Source organism: Oxalicibacterium faecigallinarum (assembly GCF_014635705.1).
GTDB classification, from domain to species: Bacteria; Pseudomonadota; Gammaproteobacteria; order Burkholderiales; family Burkholderiaceae_D; genus Oxalicibacterium; species Oxalicibacterium faecigallinarum.
In genome coordinates, this window is the sequence record NZ_BMDI01000003.1 from 159,562 (window position 1) to 180,841 (window position 21,280).

The window sequence follows — 21,280 nt, forward strand, 5'->3', positions numbered from 1 at the left end:
GGGCATGCTCTCAAAAAATAACGCACTTGCGTGCGTTATTTTTAGGCATGGCGGTGATTATTTTTTCGGGTAGAGCGTTTGTGGCTCTTCGGCGGCAGGTTTGTCCTTGGGTGGGCCAAATTCGCCAACCTTGAACTGCACCGGTTGCGTATTATCACTCTGACCATCGCCGCGCATGGCGCCTGCCGGTTCGATTGGCTTGGCATAGTAGGTTGTACGACCTGTCTGTACCTTCACTTCCTTGACCTTGCCGAGCTCACGTTTCTCGGTAATGCTCTTTTCCGTGCTTGGCGGGTTGATGGTCACGGCCGGTGCTTCACCTTCTTCCAGACGCATGGTTTGCGGTGGCGCTGGCGTATTGGCGGATGGCGAAGTGGCTTGAGCATGGACGACGACCGGTGTCGTCAGGACGGCAGCCGAAAGAGCCAGAAAAGACCAGAGTTTGGATGTGCGCATGATTTGTGAGCGAGCCTGATGGTAATGGGAATACGGCAATGACTTCATTGTAGCCCAGCATTTCGGCTTGTGCCCGACCAAAATTCCTTGCAAAGAGGGAAAGCGAACGCAATCGCATTGTCGGAAAGATGTCGTCACGCCGCATGGACGTGCGCTGCAATCGGCTCAATGGCAAAACGACGGGCGTGATCTGGACAAATTGCGCCGCCAAACTCTGCGATAATCGTGCATCGTTTGTGGCAAATAGGCATCGTGGTAACGATGTTGCTGTCCGAGTGGCAAAAGAATGCTGCGCGGATGTCGCCTTCCACTCTTCAGAATCTTTCCCTATGGATAAAACCCTGCTTCTCGTTGATGGCTCGAGCTATCTGTACCGTGCTTTCCACGCCATGCCTGATCTGCGCAATGCCGATGGCGCGCCGACCGGTGCCATCTACGGCATGATCAACATGCTGCGTCGTCTGCGAAAGGATTATCCGAGTGCCTGCATGGCATGCGTCTTCGACGCCAAGGGCAAAACCTTCCGTGACGATCTGTATCCGGAGTACAAGGCGCAACGCGCATCCATGCCTGATGACCTGTCGCGTCAGATCGAACCGATTCACGAAGTCGTGCGCGCCATGGGCTGGCCGATTCTGATGGTCGAAGGTATCGAGGCCGACGATGTGATCGGTACGCTTGCGGTCGAGGCAGAAAAGCAGGGCATGAGCGTGGTGGTATCGACGGGCGACAAGGACCTGGCGCAACTGGTCAATCGTCAGGTCACCCTCGTCAACACCATGAGTAATGAAAAGCTCGACATTGAAGGCGTGGTTGCCAAATTTGGCGTGCCGCCTGAATTGATCGTCGACTACCTGACACTGATCGGCGATACCGTCGACAACGTGCCGGGCGTGGACAAGGTGGGGCCAAAGACGGCCGTCAAGATGCTCACGCAGTACGGCACACTGGATGGCATCGTAGAGCACGCGGATGAAATCAAGGGTGTCGTCGGCCAGAATCTGCGCAATGCGCTCGACTGGCTGCCAAAGGCGAAGGTGCTGATCACGGTCAAGACGGATTGCGATTTGTCGGCGCACATGCAATCCATCTGCGATACGCTGGCGCAAAAGCCGGAAGACCGCGAGGCAATGATCGCCTTCTTCAAGAAGATGGGCTTCAAGACCTGGTTGCGCGAACTGACTGGGGAAGCCGAATTGCCTGCTTCCGACCAGAGCGCAAAGACAGCGCCGGCAGGTGCGCCGCAGGGCGGTTTGTTTGATACGCCGCCTGCCGATGTGCCGCGTCAATACGAAACGGTGTTGACGGAGGCTGACCTCGAGCGCTGGATTGCGAAGATCGATGCGGCTGCGTTGACATCGGTCGATACGGAAACTACATCGCTGGAGCCGATGCAGGCGCAGCTCGTCGGTATCTCGCTGTGCTGCGAACCGGGCGTGGCATGCTACATCCCGGTTGCCCATCATTATCAGGATGCACCAGCCCAGTTGTCGCGCGAACTGGTGCTCGAAAAAATGCGCGGCTGGCTGGAAGATGCAGGCAAACCGAAGGTCGGCCAAAACCTCAAGTACGACAGCCATGTGTTTGCGAATCACGGCATTACGTTACGCGGGATTGAACACGACACACTGCTCGAGTCTTACGTGTTCGAGTCGCACCGCAGTCATGACATGGATAGTCTGGCACTGCGTCACCTTAATCGCAAAACCATCAGCTATACCGATGTCTGCGGCAAGGGGGCATCGCAAATCGGTTTTGATGAAGTGGCAATCGACAAGGCAACCGAATACGCAGCAGAAGATGCTGACATCACCTTGCAATTGCATCAGCGCATGCTGCCGCAGGTGGAAGAAGATACGGGCATGGCGCATATCTATCGCGAGATCGAATTGCCGACGGCGGTCGTGTTGCAGAAGATCGAGCGCAATGGCGTCCTGATCGATCCGGATCGTCTCAACACGCAATCGAACGAGCTTGGCAAACGCATGCTCGAGATCGAAAAGAATGCCTACGAACTGGCAGGCCAGCCTTTCAATCTCAATTCGCCCAAACAGATTGGTGAAATTTTCTTCGAGCGTTTGCAACTGCCGGTCGTGAAAAAAACGCCATCCGGCGCGCCATCGACCGATGAAGAAGTGCTGCAAAAGCTGGCGGAAGATTACCCGTTGCCGAAGGTGTTGCTTGACTATCGGGGTTTGTCGAAACTGAAGTCGACCTACACCGACAAGCTACCGAAGATGATCAATGCCCGTACTGGCCGGGTGCACACCAACTATGCGCAGGCGGTGGCAGTCACAGGCCGTCTGGCATCCAACGATCCGAATCTGCAGAACATCCCGATCCGTACTGCGGAAGGTCGTCGCATTCGCGAAGCGTTTGTTGCGCCGGAAGGCAGCGTGATCGTGTCGGCCGACTATTCGCAAATCGAGTTGCGCATCATGGCGCACATCTCGGAAGACGAGAACATGTTGCGTGCGTTTGCCGAAGGCGAAGACATTCACCGTGCAACGGCAGCAGAGATTTTTGGCGTGGAAACGGCCGCGGTGGAAAGCGAGCAGCGTCGCTACGCCAAGGTGATCAATTTCGGCCTGATCTACGGCATGAGCGCGTTTGGTCTGGCAGGCAATCTGGGAATCGAGCGTGCGGCGGCGCAGAACTACATCGAGCGTTACTTTGCACGTTTTGCCGGCGTCAAGCGTTATATGGACGAAACGCGACTCGAAGCCAAGGCGCGTGGTTATGTGCAGACCGTCTTTGGTCGCCGTCTATGGCTGCCGGAAATCAATTCACCGAATGGCCCGCGTCGACAAGGGGCGGAACGTGCGGCGATCAATGCGCCGATGCAGGGTACCGCTGCCGATCTGATCAAGCTGTCGATGATCGCTGTACAGAACTGGCTGGAAACGGAAAAGCTGCAATCGAAAATGATCATGCAGGTGCACGATGAACTGGTGCTGGAAGTGCCAGAGAATGAACTGGTACTGGTGCGCGAACAGTTACCTGCGCTGATGGCAGGGGTGGCGCAACTTAAAGTGCCTTTGCTGGCCGAAGTCGGTATCGGCAAGAACTGGGACGAGGCCCACTAGTCAAAGAACCGCTCACGAAACATTTTCTCTCATCCTTGTTTTGATTCTTACGGAGGTCGCATGGAAAACATGAAGGAAGATTTTGACAGTCTGGTTGGCAAGAGTGCGTTATCGGATGAGGTGAATCGTCGCGGTTTTCTGAAGACGACGCTGGGCACAGGATTCGCCGCTGCCGTGCTGCCGGTCTGTGCGCAAAGTGTTGTTAAGACTGATGCCGACGGACTGACTGCGGGCACGATACACGTCACGATCAACGGTCAGGAAGTGCCGGTCTATCGCGCGCAGCCAGCCGGCAAGAAAAATCTGCCAGTGATTCTGGTGATCTCCGAAATCTTCGGCGTACATGAATACATTGCCGATGTCACACGTCGTTTTGCGAGGCAGGGATATCTGGCACTGGCGCCGGATCTGTTTGTGCGTCAGGGCGATCCGACCAAGTACCCGTCGATTGCCGAGTTGCAGAAGGAGCTGATTTCCAAGGTGCCGGATGCGCAGGTGATGAGTGATCTGGACGCGATCGTGGCGTGGGCCAAGGCGAATGGCGGTAACACGGCAAGACTGGGCATCACCGGGTTTTGCTGGGGTGGTCGTATTACGTGGCTGTACGCGGCACACAACCCGCAGGTCAAGGCCGGTGTCGCTTGGTATGGCCGCCTGGTCGGGAGCAAGACGGCCTTGCAACCGACGCATCCGGTCGATATCGCGGCTTCACTGAAAGCGCCGGTGCTGGGTTTGTATGGCGGCAAGGATACGGGCATTCCGGTGACGACCGTGGTGGAAATGCAGGATGCACTCAAGCGTGGAAAGAGTGGTTCGGAGTTCATCCTGTTCAAGGATGCCGGTCACGCGTTCCATGCCGATTACCGTCCAAGCTATGTCGAAGCCGATGCAAAAGAAGGCTGGCAGCATTGCCTGACTTGGTTCAAGGCCAATGGCGTCTGATCTGTACTGACAGAATTGCATGAACATTGCGCCATTGGCGCATCGCCGCGACAGACCGCAAGGCTGTCGCGGTTTTTATTGCTGGAAAAGGCGCGTTGTGTTCTAATTTGCAACCCGGTTGCAATACTCGAGATTCAAATTAACTCCACCCTCGTTTCCATCCTGCTGACGACAGCCATTTCCGGCGTGCTCAGCATTTCTGCGGCAGCGCTGTTTTCGTTCTCGCTGCTGTCCAAGATCGTCGATCGCATGGTCAGCCTGTCGGTCGGGATTCTGCTGGCGACGTCACTGCTGCATGCCTTGCCGGAAGCGTTTGAATCCGAAGCCGATGCACATACGCTGTTTGCGGTCCTGCTCGGCGGTTTGCTGGGTTTCTTCCTGTTGGAAAAATGCGCGATTCTGCGCCACTCGCACCATCACGAGCATGATGGTCACGGTCATCATCACGGTCACGACAAACACGAGGCAGGTACGGCTGGCTGGATGATCTTGGTGGGTGACAGCCTGCACAATTTCACGGACGGCATTCTGATCGCGGCAGCATTTCTGGCTGATCCGCATCTGGGCATCATGACCGGTCTGGCGATCATCGCGCACGAGATTCCGCAGGAGATTGGCGACTTTATCGTGTTGCTGAATGCGGGTTTTACGCGTACGCGTGCCTTTGCCTACAACATCATTTCCGGTATGACGGCAGTACTGGGTGGCTTGCTGGGATACTTTACGCTCGACGATGCAAAAGAATGGATTCCTTACGTGTTGGTGTTTGCCTCGTCGGGTTTTATCTATATTGCGCTCAGTGATTTGATGCCGCAGATGCAGCGTCGTGCTTCGATCAAGGAAACGATTCCACAGGTCATTCTGATCGCGCTGGGTGTGGGGATTGTGTTGTTCTTGACGGGGCATTCGCACGCGCATTGAAGTGGTTTGCGATGCAAGTTGGGAAAATAGCCGCTTGTGCACAGGATAGTGCCAAGCGGTTTTTTATTGATTCCGTCGTTTCTTCATGGGGCCTTGCCGGGGTAGCCCGGCAGCTACCTACTTTCTTTGCTTCGCCAAAGAAAGTAGGCAAAGAAAGGCGACCGCACTGACGCTGCCCTTCGAGTTCCCATTGAAGCAAAGACAAAAATGGGAAGTGAGCGAAACTCGCTACGCTCAGACAACGCTCACTCCTTTTTCCATTTTTTCCTTCGCTTCAATGGCATCGTCAAAGCGGGTCATGCGATCCGGCTCGCCTGCGGCATTGCCGGTGGGTGAGTTTGCAACTATTAGGCGACCGGACGTTTCGGATCGGAGCACCATTCACTCCATGATCCCGGGTACAACGCTGCGCCATGCAGGCCGGCGATTTCCAGGGCGAGCAGGTTGTGGCAGGCGGTCACGCCGGAGCCGCATTGCATGACGGCTTCGCTAGGCTCATCGATAATTGCCTGCCATTCCTGCAGCAATTGCTCGCTGGTTTTAAAGCGGCCGTCTGCAGTCAGGTTGTCTTTGAAGAAGCGATTGCCGGCGCCAGGAATATGGCCGCCGACCGGATCGATGGTTTCGTTCTCGCCGCGGAAACGATCTGGTGAACGGGCATCGATCAGCGCCTTGCCTTGTTCTTTCAGATTGCGTAACACGTCTTCCACGCTGAGTTGTTTGGTCAGGGCTGACCGTTCCTGAATGTTGCCGATTTTGACAACGACAGGCGTGTCGGTGGAAAGCGGCAGATCAAGTGACTGCCATGCTTGCAATCCGCCATCCAGTAAGGCTGCCGCCTGATGGCCGACCCAGCGCAGCATCCACCACAAGCGTGCTGCAAACATGCCGCCGTGGGCGTCGTAAACCACGACTTGCGTGTGCTCGTTGATGCCCCATTGACGCAGCGTGGCAAGAAAGTCGGTACGGTCTGGTAGTGGGTGGCGGCCGCGGAAACTGCCATCGGCTGCAACGGTAGGTCCGGCCAGATCGCGATCCAGATGGGCAAAGCGTGCTTCCGGAATGTGGCCTTGTGCGTAGGCGGCCTGACCGGCCTCCGGATTGGCAAGATCGTGACGACAGTCGATGACAATCCAGTTCGGGTCGGACAAATGGTCCGACAGGGTTTGTGCAGAAACCAATGTGCTGAAGGTCATGGCATTTCCTTTTCGTGCATGTGTTGCATGCAATTAGAGTTCTGTTGCGATCGGATCGGGCGGTGGGGCCGATTTCTCCTGCCGTGTGTTGCGGATATTGTAAAACGTCGCCACCAGGCCGCTGACGAGGATGATGGCGATCCCGCTCCAGCCAAACAGGCCAAGGATGTCACTCCAGAGCAACACGCCCCATACACTGGAAAACACGATGCCGGTGTATTGCAGATTGGCGGTGACCAGCGTATTTCCAAGTCGATAGGCGCGCGTCATGGCAATCTGTGCCATTGCCGCGAGTACACCAATGCCGAGCAACAGCGAGATGCCATGCACGGAATGCGAGCGGAACAAGCTCGCATGCATGCCGTTGGCATCGGTAAAAAATAGCGTGCCCACCAGGCCGGCAAGAAAGCCGGTCAGCGAAAAATAGAATACGACACGTGATTCCGGCTCGCCGCGTTGCCCAAGATGACGCACCTGCAAGTAGGCCAGCGCAGACAGAAAACCGGAGCCAACACCGATCAGGCCACCCAGCAACTGATCCTGATGAATTGCAGGGCGCAGCAGTAGCGTGACGCCAACAAAGCTGGCCATGATTGCGGTGACCAGACCCCATTCAAAACGACGCTTGCCGCTACGCCATGCCGCAAGAAACAGAATGCCGGAAATCCAGATCGGTGCCATGTAGTTGAGTGTCATCGCGGTGGCAAGCGGCAACAGGCCAATCGCAACGAACCAGAGCCAAAGCGCGGTGACGCCAACCACGCAGCGCCACAGGTGCTCCCAGATCAGGGGCGTTTTCAGTGAACCGCCCTGATACAGGATCAGCAGATAGATGAACAGTACGCCGATGAAGCCGCGATACATGATGATCTCGGCGACGGAGTAGGTTTCGGATGCGAGTTTGACGCACACGCCCATGATGGAAAACATGAAGGTGGCGAACAACATCCAGAGCGATTGCATGATGAAACAGACAGAAAGAAGTGGGGGGAAGACGCGTAAAAATGGATGATGCCGTTTTATGCTGTACAGCAAGGACCTGTGCTGTTCGGCAAAAACAAAACCGGCCGATTGGAGCCGGCCGGTATGTTGAGTCGTTGCCTGATTATGCCTTAAACGGCAATCTGGCGTCGGTACCACTCATGAAAGTGCTGCATGCCATCTTCCATCGGCGACTGATACGGACCCACTTCATTGACCCCACGATCCAGCAGGATCTTGCGGCCGGCATCCATGCGCAGGGCGATCTCGTCATCCTCGTCGCAGGTTTCCATGTAAGCGGCGCGTTCGGCATCGATAAATTCACGTTCGAACAGGACGATTTCTTCCGGATAGTAGAACTCGACGACGTTGGTGGTCTTTTGCGGGCCGTTCGGCCACAGCGTCGAAACGACCAGTACGTGCGGATACCACTCGATCATGATGTTCGGATACAGCGTCAGCCAGATCGCCCCATAGGGCGGTGTTTCGCCGTTGCGGAACTGCAGAATCTGCTCCTGCCATTTCTTGTACTTTGGTGTACCGTGTTTGGCCAGCGCGTGATTGACGCCGACGGTCTGCACGCTGTAATGCTCGCCGAATTCCCACTTGAGATCATCGCAGGTGACGAAACTGCCGAGGCCCGGATGGAAGGGCTCGACGTGGTAATCCTCCAGATAAACCTCGATGAAGGTCTTCCAGTTGTAGTCGCATTCATGCACTTCAACGTGATCAAGCATGTAACCACTGAAGTCGAGATCCTTGGTCACGCTCAGATTCTTGAGCATGCCGGCGACATCGACGCCATTCTGTTCGAACAGCAGGCCATTCCAGTTTTGCAGCGGAGTCTTGGACAGATTCAGGCAAGGTGTTTCGCCAAAGTGCGGCGCGCCAATCAATTCGCCCTTGAGGTCATAGGTCCAGCGATGCAGCGGACACACCAGCGTATTGGCATTGCCGCGACCATTGAACATCTTGGCCTGACGATGACGGCAGACATTGGAAAGAAGTTCGATTCCCTGGGCATTGCGAACCAGCATGCGACCTTCGTTTTCCCACGCAAGCGTGGCGAAGTCGCCGACATTCGGCACCATCAGGCTGTGGCCTGCATATTGCGGGCCCTGGCGGAACAATTGTTGAATTTCCTGCTTTTGCAGTGCTTCGTCAAAATACACATTGACCGGAAGCTGTGCGTTCGAGCGCACGAGTTTGGCGAGATTAGCCAGATCGGACATCCCCTACCCCCAAATTAATTTGCACCAACCTAAGAGAGAAAGAATCCGCAAAAACCTTGAATCAAACGAGATGATGAGGCAATTTTGGACAGAACCAAGGATTATAACCCAAGCTTTTTCATCGGGGGCGCACTGTCAGTCATGCCCACGCATTGATTTGTGCGTCAAACAAGCGGAAAGTGCCCGTAAATTTGCCAGAATGAAAAGATTTCGGATTTTCCTTGCTTGCAAAGAGACAGGTTCGGGCAGGTCTTTGAATTTCAAGAGAAAAATGCGGGATAAACTGGATAAGTGGTTGCGGCCAGGAATCTTTCATCAAGTGTGGCGTTACCGCGCCCGATCTGCACCGCTGCAGATGGATTGCACTAAAATAGCGGGCTAAACCTTTTTTCGGTCGTTATGTCCAAGAAACTATCTGCAGGTGCCGTGCCGGCTTCGTTTGAAGAAGCAATGGCAGAACTCGAACAGCTGGTCGCGCGCATGGAAGCGGGCGAACTGCCGCTGGAGGCATCGGTTGCCGCATACAAACGCGGCTCTGAGCTTGTGAAGTATTGTGCAGGGCAGCTTGAAAAAGTCGAAAGTCAGGTCAAGGTACTGGAAGGTGACATGCTCAAGCCGTTTCAGACGGATGGTGAGGCGGACGAATGACGGCAGTGATGACCTCCGTTGCCTTTGATGCATGGATGAAGGACGTCCAGTCGCAGATGGAGTCGGCCTTGCTGCAACATCTTCCGGCTGTCACTGTAAAGCCTGTCCGACTGCACGAAGCCATGCATTACGCCGTACTGGATGGCGGCAAGCGTGTACGGCCGCTGCTGGTGCATGCCGCGGGTGCCTTGTTTGATGCCGATGCTGCAGAGTTGGCACGCGCGGGTGCGGCGATCGAAATGATTCATGCCTATTCGCTGGTGCATGACGATATGCCGTGCATGGACGACGATGCATTGCGTCGCGGCAAGCCGACTGTGCATGTGAAATACGACGAAGCGACGGCGTTGCTGGTGGGTGATGCCTTGCAATCACAAGCGTTTGATGTGCTGGCCAACGGCAATGGCGCACCGGCGCAGCAATTGGCGATGGTGCGTCTGCTGGCGCAGGCATCAGGATCGCTGGGCATGTGTGGCGGACAGGCGATTGATCTGTCGAGCGTGGGACTGTCGCTGACACTGCCGGAGCTTGAGCAGATGCATCAACTGAAGACCGGTGCCCTGTTGCGTGCGGCTGTCTTGTTGGGTGCCATGGCTGGCAAGGTATTGAATCAGGAAGAACTAGCGGCGCTACACAAGTATGCTGTCGCTATCGGCCTGGCTTTTCAGGTGGTGGACGATATCCTCGACGCCACTGCCGATTCGGCAACATTGGGAAAAACAGCAGGCAAAGATGCGGCGGACAACAAGCCGACCTACGTATCGATTCTGGGGCTCGAACAGTCTAAGACACTCGCTGAACAATTGCGGTCCGATGCGCACAATGCGCTCGAACAATTTGGGGATAAGGCACGACGCTTGCGTGAAATCGCAGATCTGATCGTGCAGCGGAAGGCTTAGTATGGATTTGCTTCAAACAATCAATGACCCGGCCGACATGCGCGCCCTGTCGCGACCGCAGCTCAAGCAGCTGGCGGACGAGCTGCGCGCGTTTGTGCTGGAGTCGGTTGCGCAAACGGGCGGACATTTGTCGTCCAACCTCGGTACGGTCGAACTGACGATCGCACTGCATACCGTGTTCAACACGCCGGAAGATCGCATTATCTGGGACGTTGGTCATCAAACCTATCCGCACAAGATTCTGACCGGGCGTCGTGACCAAATGCATAGCCTGCGTCAGCTCAAAGGTATTTCCGGTTTTCCGCGTCGTGATGAAAGTCCGTACGACACGTTTGGTACCGCGCATTCCTCGACTTCGATTTCTGCCGCGCTCGGCATGGCGCTGGCTGCGCAGGTCAAAGGGGAGGATCGTCACGCGATCGCTGTCATCGGCGACGGTGCGATGACGGCGGGCATGGCTTTCGAGGCCATGAACAACGCGGGCATTCACGAGGACTGCAATCTGCTGGTGGTCTTGAACGACAACGATATGTCGATCTCTCCGCCGGTCGGGGCCTTGAATCGCTATCTTGCGCGTCTGATGTCGGGCCAGTTCTATGCTGCTGCGAAGAATGTCGGCAAGACGGTTTTGCCTGCACCGGTGCGCGAGCTGGCGAAACGGCTGGAGGAGCACGCTAAAGGCATGATCGTGCCTGCCACGATGTTCGAGGAATTCGGTTTCAATTACATCGGCCCGATCGACGGGCATGATCTGGATTCGCTGATCCCAACGCTGGAAAATATCAAGCAGCTCAAAGGACCGCAGTTCCTGCACGTGGTGACGCGCAAGGGACAGGGCTACAAATTGGCAGAAGCCGATCCGGTGCTGTACCACGGCCCTGGCAAGTTCGATCCGGCAGAAGGCATCAAACCGGCTGCGGCCAAGAAAGTAACGTACACCAGCGTATTTGGTGACTGGCTCTGTGATCAGGCCGCGGCTGATTCGCGTCTGGTTGGTATCACACCGGCAATGCGCGAAGGCTCGGGGATGGTCGAGTTCGAGCGTCGCTTCCCTGACCGTTATCACGATGTCGGCATTGCCGAACAGCATGCCGTGACCTTTGCAGGCGGGATGGCATGCGAGGGCTTGAAGCCGGTGGTCGCGATCTATTCGACGTTTCTGCAGCGCGGTTACGATCAACTAATTCATGACGTTGCCCTGCAAAATCTGGACGTGACGTTTGCGCTGGATCGTTCCGGTCTGGTTGGTGCGGATGGCGCAACCCATGCAGGTAACTACGATATTGCCTTTCTGCGCTGCATTCCGAATATGGTCATCATGGCAGCATCGGACGAAAACGAGTGCCGCCGCATGCTGTCCACGGGTTTCCAATACAATGGTCCTGCCTCCATTCGTTATCCGCGTGGCGGTGGTGTCGGTGCGGCGGTCGGTAAGGATCTCGAGACGATTCCGCTGGGTACCGGCGAAGTGCGTCGTGAAGGTAAAAGCATTGCGATTCTGGCATTTGGCACGATGGTGGCGCCAAGCCTGCAGGCTGGTGAAGAGCTCGATGCCACGGTGGCGAACATGCGTTTCGTCAAGCCGCTGGACGTTGCCTTGCTCAAGCAGCTGGCAGCAACACACGATGCACTGGTGACCGTAGAAGAAGGCTGCATCATGGGCGGTGCCGGTTCTGCGGTAGCCGAAGCGATGGCGGCAGCAGGCATTGTCAAGCCACTATTGATTCTTGGTTTGCCGGACCAATTTATCGATCATGGTGACGCCGGGCAGTTGCTGGCGATGAATGGGCTGGATGCCAAGGGTATTGCGGCTTCGATTCGCCAGCGTTTCGACAAGGGTGAGCCACGTTTGGTGGTCAATAACAAACAATAATTATTTTGCGGCGGCGCATGTGGCCGCATAGCAGGCGGATCGTCTACAGACGCCGCGTCTTTTAAGGTTTAGTGATGAATACTCGCGACCCCGGCATCAATGCCCTCCCTGACGTGCAGAGCACGCCAGATACGCGTCATATCCCGATTCAACGTGTGGGCGTCAAAGGCGTTCGCTATCCGGTTTCTGTCAAGACCGCGTCCGGCGTGCAGCCATCGGTTGGCACCTGGAACATGTATGTGCATTTGTCAGAGCAGGAGAAGGGCACCCACATGTCGCGCTTCATCGCGCTGCTGGAAGATAACGCACAACCATTTGATGTCGCCGTCTTCAGCGAATTGATGCGCAAGATGCTCGCCTTGCTCGAAGCCGAAGCAGGTCGTATCGAAGTGACGCTGCCGTACTTCATCAACAAGACCGCGCCGGTTTCCGGCGTACAAAGTCTGATGGATTACGAAGTCGGCTTGATTGCGGATCATCGCAATGGCAAGACCGAAATCACATTGAAGGTGCTGGTGCCGGTCACCAGCCTGTGCCCGTGCTCGAAAAAGATTTCGGCTTACGGCGCGCACAATCAACGTTCGCACATCACGGTGCAGGCGGTGATGGATGGTGATTTTGTGGTTGACGATTTGATCGCCAAGATCGAGGCACAGGCGTCGTGCGAACTGTGGGGCTTGCTCAAGCGTCCGGATGAAAAATATGTGACCGAGCGCGCCTATGAGAATCCGAAGTTTGTTGAGGATCTGGTGCGTGATGTGGCGGTGATGCTGAACAACGAAGCTGCTGTCGTTGCGTACACGCTGGAAGCAGAGAACTTTGAGTCGATTCACAATCACTCGGCGTATGCGCTGATTGAGAAGGACAAGCGAGTAGGCTGAGCACCCCTTGCCGATTGGTTAAAAAATGCCGCTCCTTGGAGCGGCATTTTTTATTGAGATTCGGTGACTGCGGGTGATATTGGCTCTTCGGATAGCCTTGCGGGCCACATCCGGCAAATCGCCTTGGCTAATTGGAAACTGTAAGGGCACTGGGGATTCATGCGTGATTTCGATCACGCTCTCTTTCCCACAACACATCTCCTCCGCCAGCAAACCGATTCAACACCCGCGCCAGTACAAACAACAAATCCGACAGGCGATTCAGATACTGCCGTGGCGCATCATTGATGGTTTCGGCACGGCCCAGCGCAACGACGGCACGTTCGGCTCGGCGGCACACCGTGCGACAAACATGCGACTGCGAGGCGGCGCGAGATCCTGCTGGCAGAATGAACTCCTTCAGCGCAGGTAATTCGGCGTTGTACCTGGCGAGCAGTGCATCAAGACGTGAGACATGGGTTTCGGTGATCAGGGCATAGCCGGGAATGCAGAGTTCGCCACCCAGATCGAACAGGTCGTGCTGGATGGTGATGAGTTCTTCGCGCAACGCATCAGGCAGTGTTTCACAGAGCAGCAGGCCCAGATGGGAGTTGAGTTCGTCGACATCGCCCATTGCATGCACGCGCAGCGCATCCTTGCCGGTGCGGCTGCCATCGCCGAGGCCGGTTGTGCCATCGTCACCCGTGCGCGTTGTGATTTTTGAAAGTCTGTTGCCCATTTGTCAGTGTTGTTTGAGTTGGAAGCCGCGAGGATACGGGAAAACATCAATCTTCGGTATTGATCAGAGAAAATTACGTGTTGTAAATGACGTAGATCAAGACGAAGCGGTAGAATCTCACCTTTCCCGTTGTGTAATCAAATAATTCATGGCCATTCGCCTTCCTCCCGTTCATGCTCTTTCCGCTTTTGAAGCGGCCGCCCGTCTAGGTTCCTTTGCCGTTGCGGCTGAAGAGTTGTGCATCACGCCGTCGGCGTTCTCGCATCGTATTCGCCTGCTGGAGGAATTTGTCGGCGAGCGGCTGTTTCTGCGTGATGGGCGTAGTGTCAGTTTGACCGAGTTTGGCCGCCGTTATCTGGATGTGGTGCGTGATGCCTTGCGTTCGCTGGCCGATTTTCCGCTGCCGCATCGCAGCTCGCCAACGCATCCGCGCGTCAAGATTACTGTGCCGCCTACGTTTGCGCGTTACCTGTTTCTGCCCAACATTACGGAATTCACGGATGCCAATCCCGATATCACGATCGAGACCTTTCTGTCGGTGCCGCTGTATGACATGAGCCTTTCGGAAACCGATGTGGAAGTGCGCTTTGGTGTCGGCAATTATCCGGATCTGGTGACGGAAAAATTGTTTGAAGAGCCGGTATTCCCTGTCGCCAGCCCCGAATATGCAAAACAGATGGGGCTGGAAAAGCCGGGCGATCTGAAAAATGCGACGCTCCTGCGGTCTGCATTGGAGCCATGGCAACCCTGGTTCAATGCAGCAGGTCTGGATTGGCCCGAGCCTTCGATGGGTTTGCGCATCGATGATCTTGGATTGTTGCTTGAGGCCGTGCGTCATGGCTATGGTGTCGGTTTGACCCGCAGTCATTTTGCGCGCGACATGATCCGCAATGGCGATCTGGTGCCTTTGTTTGATGTCGCACTGACAACGCCGCAGCATGCGTATTATCTTGTCTATGAACGCGGCGTACGCGAGCGGCCTGAAGTCGACGCCATGCTGAACTGGATGATGGCGCGCTTCAATACGCAACGCTTGTCTTGATCCGTCCTGCTGACGTATTGTCCTGATACGTCAGTGTTTGTTTCCACGCGCAGTCGTGGCGTGCCATAGCGGGCAATTGAATTATTTTCATCCCGCAATGGCAAAGCTTTCAGTGAAAACCGAGTCATCTGACTCGCGATGCATCGGTCATTTCGTTACACTTCGCCTCTGCTCACGCTAAACGTGTGAGCCGTTCATTTTCATTCTTGTCATTAAAGGATTGTCACGTGTCGACAGAGGCCGCCTATACAGCAGAACATCAACGCATGGTCGTCAATGCGTTGCGCGCTGTATTGCCCGAGCGTGCTGTCTTGTTTCAGGCCGAAGACACGCGCCCCTATGAATGCGACGGACTCTCCGTGTTCACACAACTGCCGATGGTGGTCGTGTTGCCGGATTCGGAAGAGCAGGTTGTCGCGATTCTTAAAATATGCAATGCGCTGAAGGTTCGCATCGTGCCGCGTGGTGCCGGCACCGGCTTGTCCGGCGGCGCCTTGCCGATTGCCGATGGTGTGGTGCTGTCCACCGCACGCATGAGTCGTATCGTCAATGTCGATCCTTATGCGCGTACGGCAGTGGTGCAACCGGGCGTACGTAATCTGGCGATTTCCGAAGCCGTTGCGCAGCATGGTCTGTATTACGCACCTGATCCTTCGTCGCAGATTGCCTGTTCGATTGGCGGCAACGTTGCGGAAAATTCGGGTGGTGTGCATTGCCTCAAGTATGGTCTGACCGTTCACAACGTCATGCGTGTGCGCATGGTCACGATTGAAGGTGATGTAATCGAGCTGGGCGGCACTGCACTCGATGCGCCGGGTCTGGACTTGTTGCCGGTGTTTATCGGTTCTGAAGGCATGCTGGGTGTGGTGACGGAAGTGACCGTGCGCCTGATTCCCAAGCCGCGTCAGGCACGTGTGATTCTGGCATCGTTTGATGACGTCGTGAAAGGTGGTAACGCCGTGGCCGGCGTGATCGCGGCGGGCATCATTCCCGCGGGGCTGGAGATGATGGACAAGACCTCGTCGCGCATGGTTGAGCCCTTCGTCAAGGCGGGCTACGACATTGATGCGGAGGCGATTCTCTTGTGCGAATCCGATGGCATCCCCGAAGAAGTCGAGGAAGAAATCGCTCGCATGATTGCCGTGCTTGAGAAATCCGGTGCCACCGCGATTGCCGTATCGAATAGTGAAGAAGAACGCTTGCGCTTCTGGTCCGGTCGCAAGAATGCGTTTCCGGCCGCCGGTCGCATCTCGCCGGATTACTACTGCATTGATGGCACGATTCCACGCCGTGCATTGGCCGACGTCTTGCTCGGCATTCAGCGCATGGAAGAAAAATACGGTCTGCGTTGCGCCAACGTGTTCCACGCAGGAGATGGCAATCTGCACCCGCTGATTCTGTTCGACGCCAATCAGGAAGGTGAATTTCATCGCGCAGAAATGTTTGGCGCCGAAATCCTGGAAATGTGCGTTGAGTTTGGAGGTTCCATCACCGGCGAACACGGTGTCGGCCTCGAAAAGATCAACCAGATGTGCGTTCAGTTTTCGCGCAGCGAGATGGACGCCTTTCTCGCTGTCAAGGCGGCGTTTGATCCGCCGATGCTGCTCAACCCAACCAAGGCAATTCCGACCCTGCAGCGCTGCGCCGAGTACGGCAAGATGCACGTGCGTCGTGGCATGCTCAAGTTTGCCGATCTGCCCCGTTTTTGATGACGAACATGGACAATCAACTCGATCAGTTCCGCGACGTGATTCTCGATGCCGCCGACAGGAAGCAGGCATTGTGCATACGCGGTGGCGGTAGCAAGGACTGGTATGGCCGCGAACCTGTTGGTGATGTGCTGGATACGCGTGCCTATAGCGGTGTTGTCAGCTATGACCCGACCGAGCTGGTCATCACGGTTCGCAGCGGCACGCCCTTGACCGAAGTCGAGGCGGTACTGGCCGAACAGAATCAGATGCTCGCTTTCGAACCGCCGCATTGCAGTGCCAACGCGACTGCTGGTGGGATGGTTGCTGCCGGTCTGGCCGGCCCGCGTCGTCAGGCAGTGGGCAGCGTGCGTGACTTCTTGCTGGGCGTTGCCATGATCAATGGCAAGGGCGAGCTGCTGCATTTCGGCGGACAGGTCATGAAGAACGTGGCTGGTTACGATGTGTCGCGCATGATGGCCGGTTCGCTGGGAACGCTCGGCCTGCTGGTTGAAGTGTCGCTCAAAGTGTTGCCCAAGCCTTATGCCGAAACCACTGTGCGTATGGCATTGAGCGAGCAGGATGCCTTGCGTCGTTTGAATGAGTGGGGCGGTCAGCCGCTGCCGATTTCGGCCAGCGCCTGGTGTGATGGCGTACTGGTCGTCCGTTTGTCTGGTGCACAGGCGGCAATTTCCGCAGCGCGCGAGATCATTGGCGGCGATGAGATATCCGACGCCGAGCCATTCTGGATCGCGATGCGTGAGCAAAGCAATGACTTCTTCGCGCAGGCGCCGCTGCTGTGGCGTTTGTCCGTGCCATCAACGGCTGCACCGATCGTGCTGCCAGGTGAGCAACTGATCGAATGGGGCGGCGCGCAGCGCTGGTTCCGTACGCATGATGCATCGATGGCATCCGCGATTCGTGCGGCGGCAACCGCGGCGGGCGGCCATGCCACTCTGTTCCGCGGAGGCGATCGTACGGGCGAGATCTTCCAGCCGCTGGCTCCCGCAGTAGAACGCATTCACCGTAATCTCAAGCAGGCATTCGACCCAAGCGGCATCTTCAATCCGGGCCGCATGTATGCGGGCTTGTGATTGCCGATTCATCTTCAGGTAAATAGCAATGCAAACAAATCTGGCTGACTTTATCCGGGACACGCGCGAAGGCAAGGAGGCGGATGCCATCCTGCGCAGTTGTGTCCATTGCGGGTTTTGTACGGCAACCTGTCCGACGTACCAGTTGCTCGGTGATGAGCTCGATGGACCGCGTGGTCGCATCTACCTGATCAAGCAGGTGCTGGAAGGTAAGGAGCCGACCGCAAAGACGCAGCAACATCTGGACCGCTGTCTGACCTGCCGCAATTGCGAAACCACCTGTCCTTCCGGTGTGCAGTATGGTCGCCTGATCGATATCGGTCGCAAGGTCGTATCCGATCGTGTTTCCTACACGCCGGTACAGCGTCTCAAGCGCGCCGCTTTGCGTGAACTGTTACCGCGCAAGGCGATCTTTTCGCCCGCGATGAAGGTTGGGCAGCTGGTGCGTCCATTGTTGCCGTCGGCATTGCGCGAGAAAGTCCCAGCACCCCGGTCGTCCGGTATCTGGCCAACACGTCAGCACGCACGCACCATGTTATTGCTTGATGGTTGCGTACAGCCATCCATGGCACCGAATATCAATGCGGCTACTGCACGTGTGTTCGATGCCTTGCAAGTGCAATTGCTGGTCGCGCAAAAAGCGGGGTGCTGTGGTGCGATTCGTCATCATCTGAATGATCATGATGGCGCACTGAATGATGTCCGTCGCAATATCGATGCATGGTGGCCGGCGATCGAAGCGGGCGCAGAAGCAATCGTGATGACCGCATCCGGTTGTGGTGTCATGGTCAAGGACTACGGGCATTTGCTCGCGCATGATCCGGACTACGCGGAAAAAGCCCTGCGTATTTCGGGCATGACCAAGGACCTGAGTGAAATCCTGCCGGATTTTGAGGAAGAGCTCGCTGCGCAACTGGCAGGAAAAATCAACAAGCGTGTTGCCTGGCATCCGCCCTGCACGCTGCAACACGGTCAACAGATTCGCGGCAAGGTGGAAGGTGTGTTACGTGCAGCCGGTGTGGACGTCCAGTTGTGCAAGGACAGTCATCTCTGCTGCGGCTCGGCTGGCACCTATTCGGTTCTGCAACCGGAGCTTTCGCATCAGCTACGCGATCGCAAGATCGCCAATCTGGAAGCGACCGGCGCCGACACCATCGTTTCTGCCAATATCGGTTGTCTGACGCACCTGCAATCCGGTACGGCAAAGCCTGTGCGACACTGGATCGAACTGATCGATGATGCGTTGATTGCAGCGCATTGATAACGCACATTCCTGATAGTGTCGTATAAAAAGGGGCTGCTTTTCGAGCGGCCCCTTTTTTATATTGCGAAGCCAGACAATGCTGCTGCCATACATTGTGGATTGTGAGGAAGGCATCTGACGTTGTATCCTACCGCTGTTTTTCGGCATAAAGATTGATTTAATCCGTAGCGACCTGATCGGTCTGCATCTTCAACCCTGCTTTCCATACGCAAGAGCATGCCTCGTCTTGATACGAAAATTCCTGCGCCAGTTACGGCAATCGTGATTGGTCTTTTGATGAAGTGGTACGCTCATGCGGGCGATGTGCGCATGGATCCCTCGCTGCTGCGGATGGAGATCGGCGTGACGCTGGCACAAATCAGTGCATTGATCGCGCTGATTGCCTTTGTCTGCATGTGGCGTGCACGCACGACGATCAATCCCTTGCAGCCGGACAAGGCCAGTAGTCTGGTCACAAACGGCATCTTTCGTTTTTCGCGCAATCCGCTTTATCTGAGCCTGTTGCTGCTCTTGATCGCGTATGCAATACGCCTGGAGTCGGCGATGGTCTGGATTGGCCCTTGTGCGTTCGTTGCTTACGTCACGCGTTTTCAGATTGTGCCGGAAGAGCGCGTGCTGACTGAGAAATTTGGTCAGGCCTACGTGGCGTATAAAGGCAGGACGCGACGCTGGCTCTGAGAAGGGTGACGTGCCGGATGGGATGCGTCCATCAGGCGGAAAGCAGCGATGCGATATCCTGCGTCAGCTCCACCGGTTTGGTCTGGGGGGCATAGCGCTTCACCACATTGCCCTCCGTATCCACCAGAAACTTGGTGAAATTCCACTTGATGCCTTCACTGCCCAAGAGGCCAGGTGCGGCGTGCTTCAGATACTTGAATAGCGGATCAGCATCGTTGCCGTTGACATCGATCTTGGCAAACAACGGGAAAGTGACGCCGTAATTGCGTTCGCAAAAACTGCCGATGGCGTCGGCGTCGCCGGGCTCCTGGCGGCCGAACTGGTTGCATGGAAAGCCCAGCACCGAAAAGCCGCGATCCTGAAACTGTTCCTGCAATTCCTGTAACTGCCTGTACTGCGGCGTAAAGCCACATTCACTGGCAGTATTGACGATCAACAGGACCTTGCCACGATACTGGGCAAGCGGAATCGGTGCGCCGGTCAGCGCCGTGACGGTGAAGTCGTAGAGCTTGCTCATACGATGCCCAGATGTTCGGTACCGCGATTGATGTCGCGTTGCTGCGCTTCCTTGCCATGCAGCTTGATGGACAGACGCAGATCGTTGACGGAGTCAGCATTGCGCAAGGCATCCTCATACGAAATCTTGCCGCCTTCGTAGAGATCGAACAAGGCCTGATCGAAGGTCTGCATGCCGAGCTCACGCGACTTCTTCATGATTTCCTTGATTTCGTGGACATCGCCCTTGAAGATCAGATCAGAGATCAGTGGCGAGTTCAGCATGATTTCCACTGCGACGCAGCGTCCCTTGGTGTCTTTCAGCGGGATCAGACGTTGCGAGATCATGCTCTTGAGATTCAGCGACAGATCCATCAACAATTGCTGGCGCCGCTCTTCCGGGAAGAAGTTGACGATGCGGTCCAGCGCCTGATTGGCACTGTTGGCATGCATGGTTGCCAGGCAGAGATGACCCGTTTCGGCAAAGGCGATTGCGTAGTCCATGGTTTCACGGTCGCGAATCTCGCCGATGAAAATCACATCGGGGGCCTGTCGCAAGGTATTCTTCAGCGCCACGCCCCAGTCATCCGTGTCAACACCGATCTCGCGCTGCGTGATCACGCAATTCTTGTGCGGATGGATGAATTCAACCGGATCCTCGATCGTGATGATGTGACCGTAACTGTGTTCGTTGCGATGACCGATCATGGCCGCCAGCGTGGTCGATTTTCCTGAACCGGTAGCACCGACCATGATCACCAGACCACGTTTGGTCATGGCGATTTCCTTCAGCGTTTCCGGTACGCCTAACTTGTCGATGTCAGGAATCGCCGTGGTAATGGTACGCAAGACCATGCCAACCTTGCCTTGCTGAATAAAGGCGGAAACCCGGAAGCGACCAATGCCGCCCGGGCTGATCGCAAAATTGCATTCCTTGGTGGCTTCAAACTCGGCGGCCTGCTTGTCGCTCATGATGGCGCGCGCCAGTTCGGTCGTGTGTGCGGCTGTCAGTGGCTGGTTGGAAACCTGTGTCATCTTGCCGTCGATCTTGAACGCCGGCGGAAAGTCTGCCGTGACGAACAGATCGGAGCCGTTTTTGCTGAGCATGAGACGCAGCAGGTCGTACATGAATTTGGTTGCCTGTTCGCGTTCCATGGCGCTGTTCCTTCTTTACTCGATTCGTACG

At 56.0% G+C, this 21,280-nt stretch carries 19 protein-coding genes; 12 read left to right on the forward strand and 7 right to left on the reverse strand.

Going from position 1 to position 21,280, the window contains the following annotated elements:
* Nucleotides 1–57 precede the first annotated feature (57 nt).
* Nucleotides 58–456: a DUF2782 domain-containing protein gene (locus IEV29_RS14250; RefSeq protein ID WP_188381992.1), complete on the reverse strand. Its 399-nt coding sequence runs from the start codon at nt 454–456 to the stop codon at nt 58–60.
* Nucleotides 457–785: 329 nt separating this feature from the next.
* Here IEV29_RS14250 and polA point away from each other — a divergent pair, with 329 nt between their 5' ends.
* The 3 genes from polA to IEV29_RS14265 all read left to right on the forward strand — a co-directional run bounded on the left by polA (nt 786) and on the right by IEV29_RS14265 (nt 5,405).
* Nucleotides 786–3,542 (forward strand): DNA polymerase I, encoded by a 2,757-nt coding sequence (polA, locus tag IEV29_RS14255; RefSeq protein ID WP_188381993.1) that lies wholly within the window; start codon nt 786–788, stop codon nt 3,540–3,542.
* A gap of 60 nt (nt 3,543–3,602) precedes the next feature.
* Complete coding sequence (locus IEV29_RS14260; protein WP_188381994.1) at nt 3,603–4,484, forward strand: dienelactone hydrolase family protein; 882 nt, start codon at nt 3,603–3,605, stop codon at nt 4,482–4,484.
* A 186-nt stretch (nt 4,485–4,670) separates the two neighbouring features.
* Nucleotides 4,671–5,405 carry a ZIP family metal transporter gene (locus IEV29_RS14265; RefSeq protein ID WP_229726425.1) on the forward strand — a complete coding sequence of 245 codons (735 nt, stop codon included), beginning with the start codon at nt 4,671–4,673 and terminating at the stop codon, nt 5,403–5,405.
* A gap of 347 nt (nt 5,406–5,752) precedes the next feature.
* Here IEV29_RS14265 and IEV29_RS14270 read toward each other — a convergent pair whose 3' ends face one another.
* From IEV29_RS14270 to IEV29_RS14280, 3 genes are all read right to left on the reverse strand, one after another.
* Entirely contained in the window at nt 5,753–6,601 is an 849-nt protein-coding gene (locus IEV29_RS14270; protein WP_188381995.1) for a sulfurtransferase, read from the reverse strand.
* Nucleotides 6,602–6,634: 33 nt separating this feature from the next.
* Nucleotides 6,635–7,564, reverse strand: a complete 930-nt coding sequence (locus tag IEV29_RS14275) for a DMT family transporter (RefSeq protein WP_188381996.1) — start codon at nt 7,562–7,564, stop codon at nt 6,635–6,637.
* A gap of 149 nt (nt 7,565–7,713) precedes the next feature.
* The gene (locus IEV29_RS14280; protein WP_188381997.1) at nt 7,714–8,814 is read right to left on the reverse strand and encodes an aromatic ring-hydroxylating oxygenase subunit alpha; all 1,101 of its coding nucleotides are present in this window, start codon (nt 8,812–8,814) and stop codon (nt 7,714–7,716) included.
* 399 nt (nt 8,815–9,213) lie between these two features.
* Between IEV29_RS14280 and IEV29_RS14285 the strand changes: the two genes are divergently transcribed.
* From IEV29_RS14285 to folE2, 4 genes are all read left to right on the forward strand, one after another.
* Nucleotides 9,214–9,462, forward strand: a complete 249-nt coding sequence (locus tag IEV29_RS14285; RefSeq protein WP_188381998.1) for an exodeoxyribonuclease VII small subunit — start codon at nt 9,214–9,216, stop codon at nt 9,460–9,462.
* The gene (locus IEV29_RS14290; RefSeq protein ID WP_229726426.1) at nt 9,459–10,361 is read left to right on the forward strand and encodes a polyprenyl synthetase family protein; all 903 of its coding nucleotides are present in this window, start codon (nt 9,459–9,461) and stop codon (nt 10,359–10,361) included. Before IEV29_RS14285 ends, IEV29_RS14290 begins: the two co-directional genes overlap by 4 nt.
* 1 nt (nt 10,362) lies before the next feature.
* Entirely contained in the window at nt 10,363–12,234 is a 1,872-nt protein-coding gene (dxs, locus tag IEV29_RS14295) for a 1-deoxy-D-xylulose-5-phosphate synthase (protein ID WP_188382000.1), read from the forward strand.
* Between the two features lie 74 nt (nt 12,235–12,308).
* Nucleotides 12,309–13,115 carry a GTP cyclohydrolase FolE2 gene (gene folE2, locus IEV29_RS14300; protein ID WP_188382001.1) on the forward strand — a complete coding sequence of 269 codons (807 nt, stop codon included), beginning with the start codon at nt 12,309–12,311 and terminating at the stop codon, nt 13,113–13,115.
* A 157-nt stretch (nt 13,116–13,272) separates the two neighbouring features.
* On the opposite strand, the gene IEV29_RS14305 is transcribed toward folE2, so the two are convergent.
* Nucleotides 13,273–13,833 (reverse strand): cob(I)yrinic acid a,c-diamide adenosyltransferase, encoded by a 561-nt coding sequence (locus tag IEV29_RS14305; protein ID WP_188382002.1) that lies wholly within the window; start codon nt 13,831–13,833, stop codon nt 13,273–13,275.
* A gap of 148 nt (nt 13,834–13,981) precedes the next feature.
* On the opposite strand from IEV29_RS14305, the gene IEV29_RS14310 reads away from it, so the two are divergent.
* The 5 genes from IEV29_RS14310 (at nt 13,982) to IEV29_RS14330 (ending at nt 19,599) form a co-directional block, all read left to right on the forward strand.
* Entirely contained in the window at nt 13,982–14,875 is an 894-nt protein-coding gene (locus tag IEV29_RS14310; protein ID WP_188382003.1) for a LysR substrate-binding domain-containing protein, read from the forward strand.
* Between the two features lie 266 nt (nt 14,876–15,141).
* Nucleotides 15,142–16,584, forward strand: coding sequence for an FAD-linked oxidase C-terminal domain-containing protein (locus IEV29_RS14315; protein WP_188382162.1), 1,443 nt, complete (start codon nt 15,142–15,144; stop codon nt 16,582–16,584).
* A gap of 8 nt (nt 16,585–16,592) precedes the next feature.
* Complete coding sequence (gene glcE / locus IEV29_RS14320; RefSeq protein ID WP_188382004.1) at nt 16,593–17,657, forward strand: glycolate oxidase subunit GlcE; 1,065 nt, start codon at nt 16,593–16,595, stop codon at nt 17,655–17,657.
* 28 nt (nt 17,658–17,685) lie between these two features.
* Nucleotides 17,686–18,918, forward strand: a complete 1,233-nt coding sequence (gene glcF / locus IEV29_RS14325) for a glycolate oxidase subunit GlcF (protein ID WP_188382005.1) — start codon at nt 17,686–17,688, stop codon at nt 18,916–18,918.
* A gap of 219 nt (nt 18,919–19,137) precedes the next feature.
* Nucleotides 19,138–19,599, forward strand: a complete 462-nt coding sequence (locus IEV29_RS14330) for a methyltransferase family protein (protein WP_188382006.1) — start codon at nt 19,138–19,140, stop codon at nt 19,597–19,599.
* Between the two features lie 31 nt (nt 19,600–19,630).
* On the opposite strand, the gene IEV29_RS14335 is transcribed toward IEV29_RS14330, so the two are convergent.
* Together IEV29_RS14335 and IEV29_RS14340 are read right to left on the reverse strand one after the other, a co-directional pair.
* Nucleotides 19,631–20,116 carry a glutathione peroxidase gene (locus IEV29_RS14335; RefSeq protein ID WP_188382007.1) on the reverse strand — a complete coding sequence of 162 codons (486 nt, stop codon included), beginning with the start codon at nt 20,114–20,116 and terminating at the stop codon, nt 19,631–19,633.
* Nucleotides 20,113–21,249 (reverse strand): PilT/PilU family type 4a pilus ATPase, encoded by a 1,137-nt coding sequence (locus tag IEV29_RS14340; RefSeq protein WP_188382008.1) that lies wholly within the window; start codon nt 21,247–21,249, stop codon nt 20,113–20,115. The genes IEV29_RS14335 and IEV29_RS14340 overlap by 4 nt, the downstream gene beginning before the upstream one ends.
* Nucleotides 21,250–21,280: the final 31 nt, after the last annotated feature.

What these genes read in the sequence shown, in the direction of transcription:
- IEV29_RS14250 (WP_188381992.1), bottom strand. Translation starts at nt 456, where the DNA reads ATGCGCACATCCAAACTCTGGTCTTTTCTGGCTCTTTCGGCTGCCGTC.
- polA (WP_188381993.1), top strand. Translation starts at nt 786, where the DNA reads ATGGATAAAACCCTGCTTCTCGTTGATGGCTCGAGCTATCTGTACCGT.
- IEV29_RS14260 (WP_188381994.1), top strand. Translation starts at nt 3,603, where the DNA reads ATGGAAAACATGAAGGAAGATTTTGACAGTCTGGTTGGCAAGAGTGCG.
- IEV29_RS14270 (WP_188381995.1), bottom strand. Translation starts at nt 6,601, where the DNA reads ATGACCTTCAGCACATTGGTTTCTGCACAAACCCTGTCGGACCATTTG.
- IEV29_RS14275 (WP_188381996.1), bottom strand. Translation starts at nt 7,564, where the DNA reads ATGCAATCGCTCTGGATGTTGTTCGCCACCTTCATGTTTTCCATCATG.
- IEV29_RS14280 (WP_188381997.1), bottom strand. Translation starts at nt 8,814, where the DNA reads ATGTCCGATCTGGCTAATCTCGCCAAACTCGTGCGCTCGAACGCACAG.
- IEV29_RS14285 (WP_188381998.1), top strand. Translation starts at nt 9,214, where the DNA reads ATGTCCAAGAAACTATCTGCAGGTGCCGTGCCGGCTTCGTTTGAAGAA.
- IEV29_RS14290 (WP_229726426.1), top strand. Translation starts at nt 9,459, where the DNA reads ATGACGGCAGTGATGACCTCCGTTGCCTTTGATGCATGGATGAAGGAC.
- dxs (WP_188382000.1), top strand. Translation starts at nt 10,363, where the DNA reads ATGGATTTGCTTCAAACAATCAATGACCCGGCCGACATGCGCGCCCTG.
- folE2 (WP_188382001.1), top strand. Translation starts at nt 12,309, where the DNA reads ATGAATACTCGCGACCCCGGCATCAATGCCCTCCCTGACGTGCAGAGC.
- IEV29_RS14305 (WP_188382002.1), bottom strand. Translation starts at nt 13,833, where the DNA reads ATGGGCAACAGACTTTCAAAAATCACAACGCGCACGGGTGACGATGGC.
- IEV29_RS14310 (WP_188382003.1), top strand. Translation starts at nt 13,982, where the DNA reads ATGGCCATTCGCCTTCCTCCCGTTCATGCTCTTTCCGCTTTTGAAGCG.
- IEV29_RS14315 (WP_188382162.1), top strand. Translation starts at nt 15,142, where the DNA reads ATGGTCGTCAATGCGTTGCGCGCTGTATTGCCCGAGCGTGCTGTCTTG.
- glcE (WP_188382004.1), top strand. Translation starts at nt 16,593, where the DNA reads ATGGACAATCAACTCGATCAGTTCCGCGACGTGATTCTCGATGCCGCC.
- glcF (WP_188382005.1), top strand. Translation starts at nt 17,686, where the DNA reads ATGCAAACAAATCTGGCTGACTTTATCCGGGACACGCGCGAAGGCAAG.
- IEV29_RS14330 (WP_188382006.1), top strand. Translation starts at nt 19,138, where the DNA reads ATGCCTCGTCTTGATACGAAAATTCCTGCGCCAGTTACGGCAATCGTG.
- IEV29_RS14335 (WP_188382007.1), bottom strand. Translation starts at nt 20,116, where the DNA reads ATGAGCAAGCTCTACGACTTCACCGTCACGGCGCTGACCGGCGCACCG.
- IEV29_RS14340 (WP_188382008.1), bottom strand. Translation starts at nt 21,249, where the DNA reads ATGGAACGCGAACAGGCAACCAAATTCATGTACGACCTGCTGCGTCTC.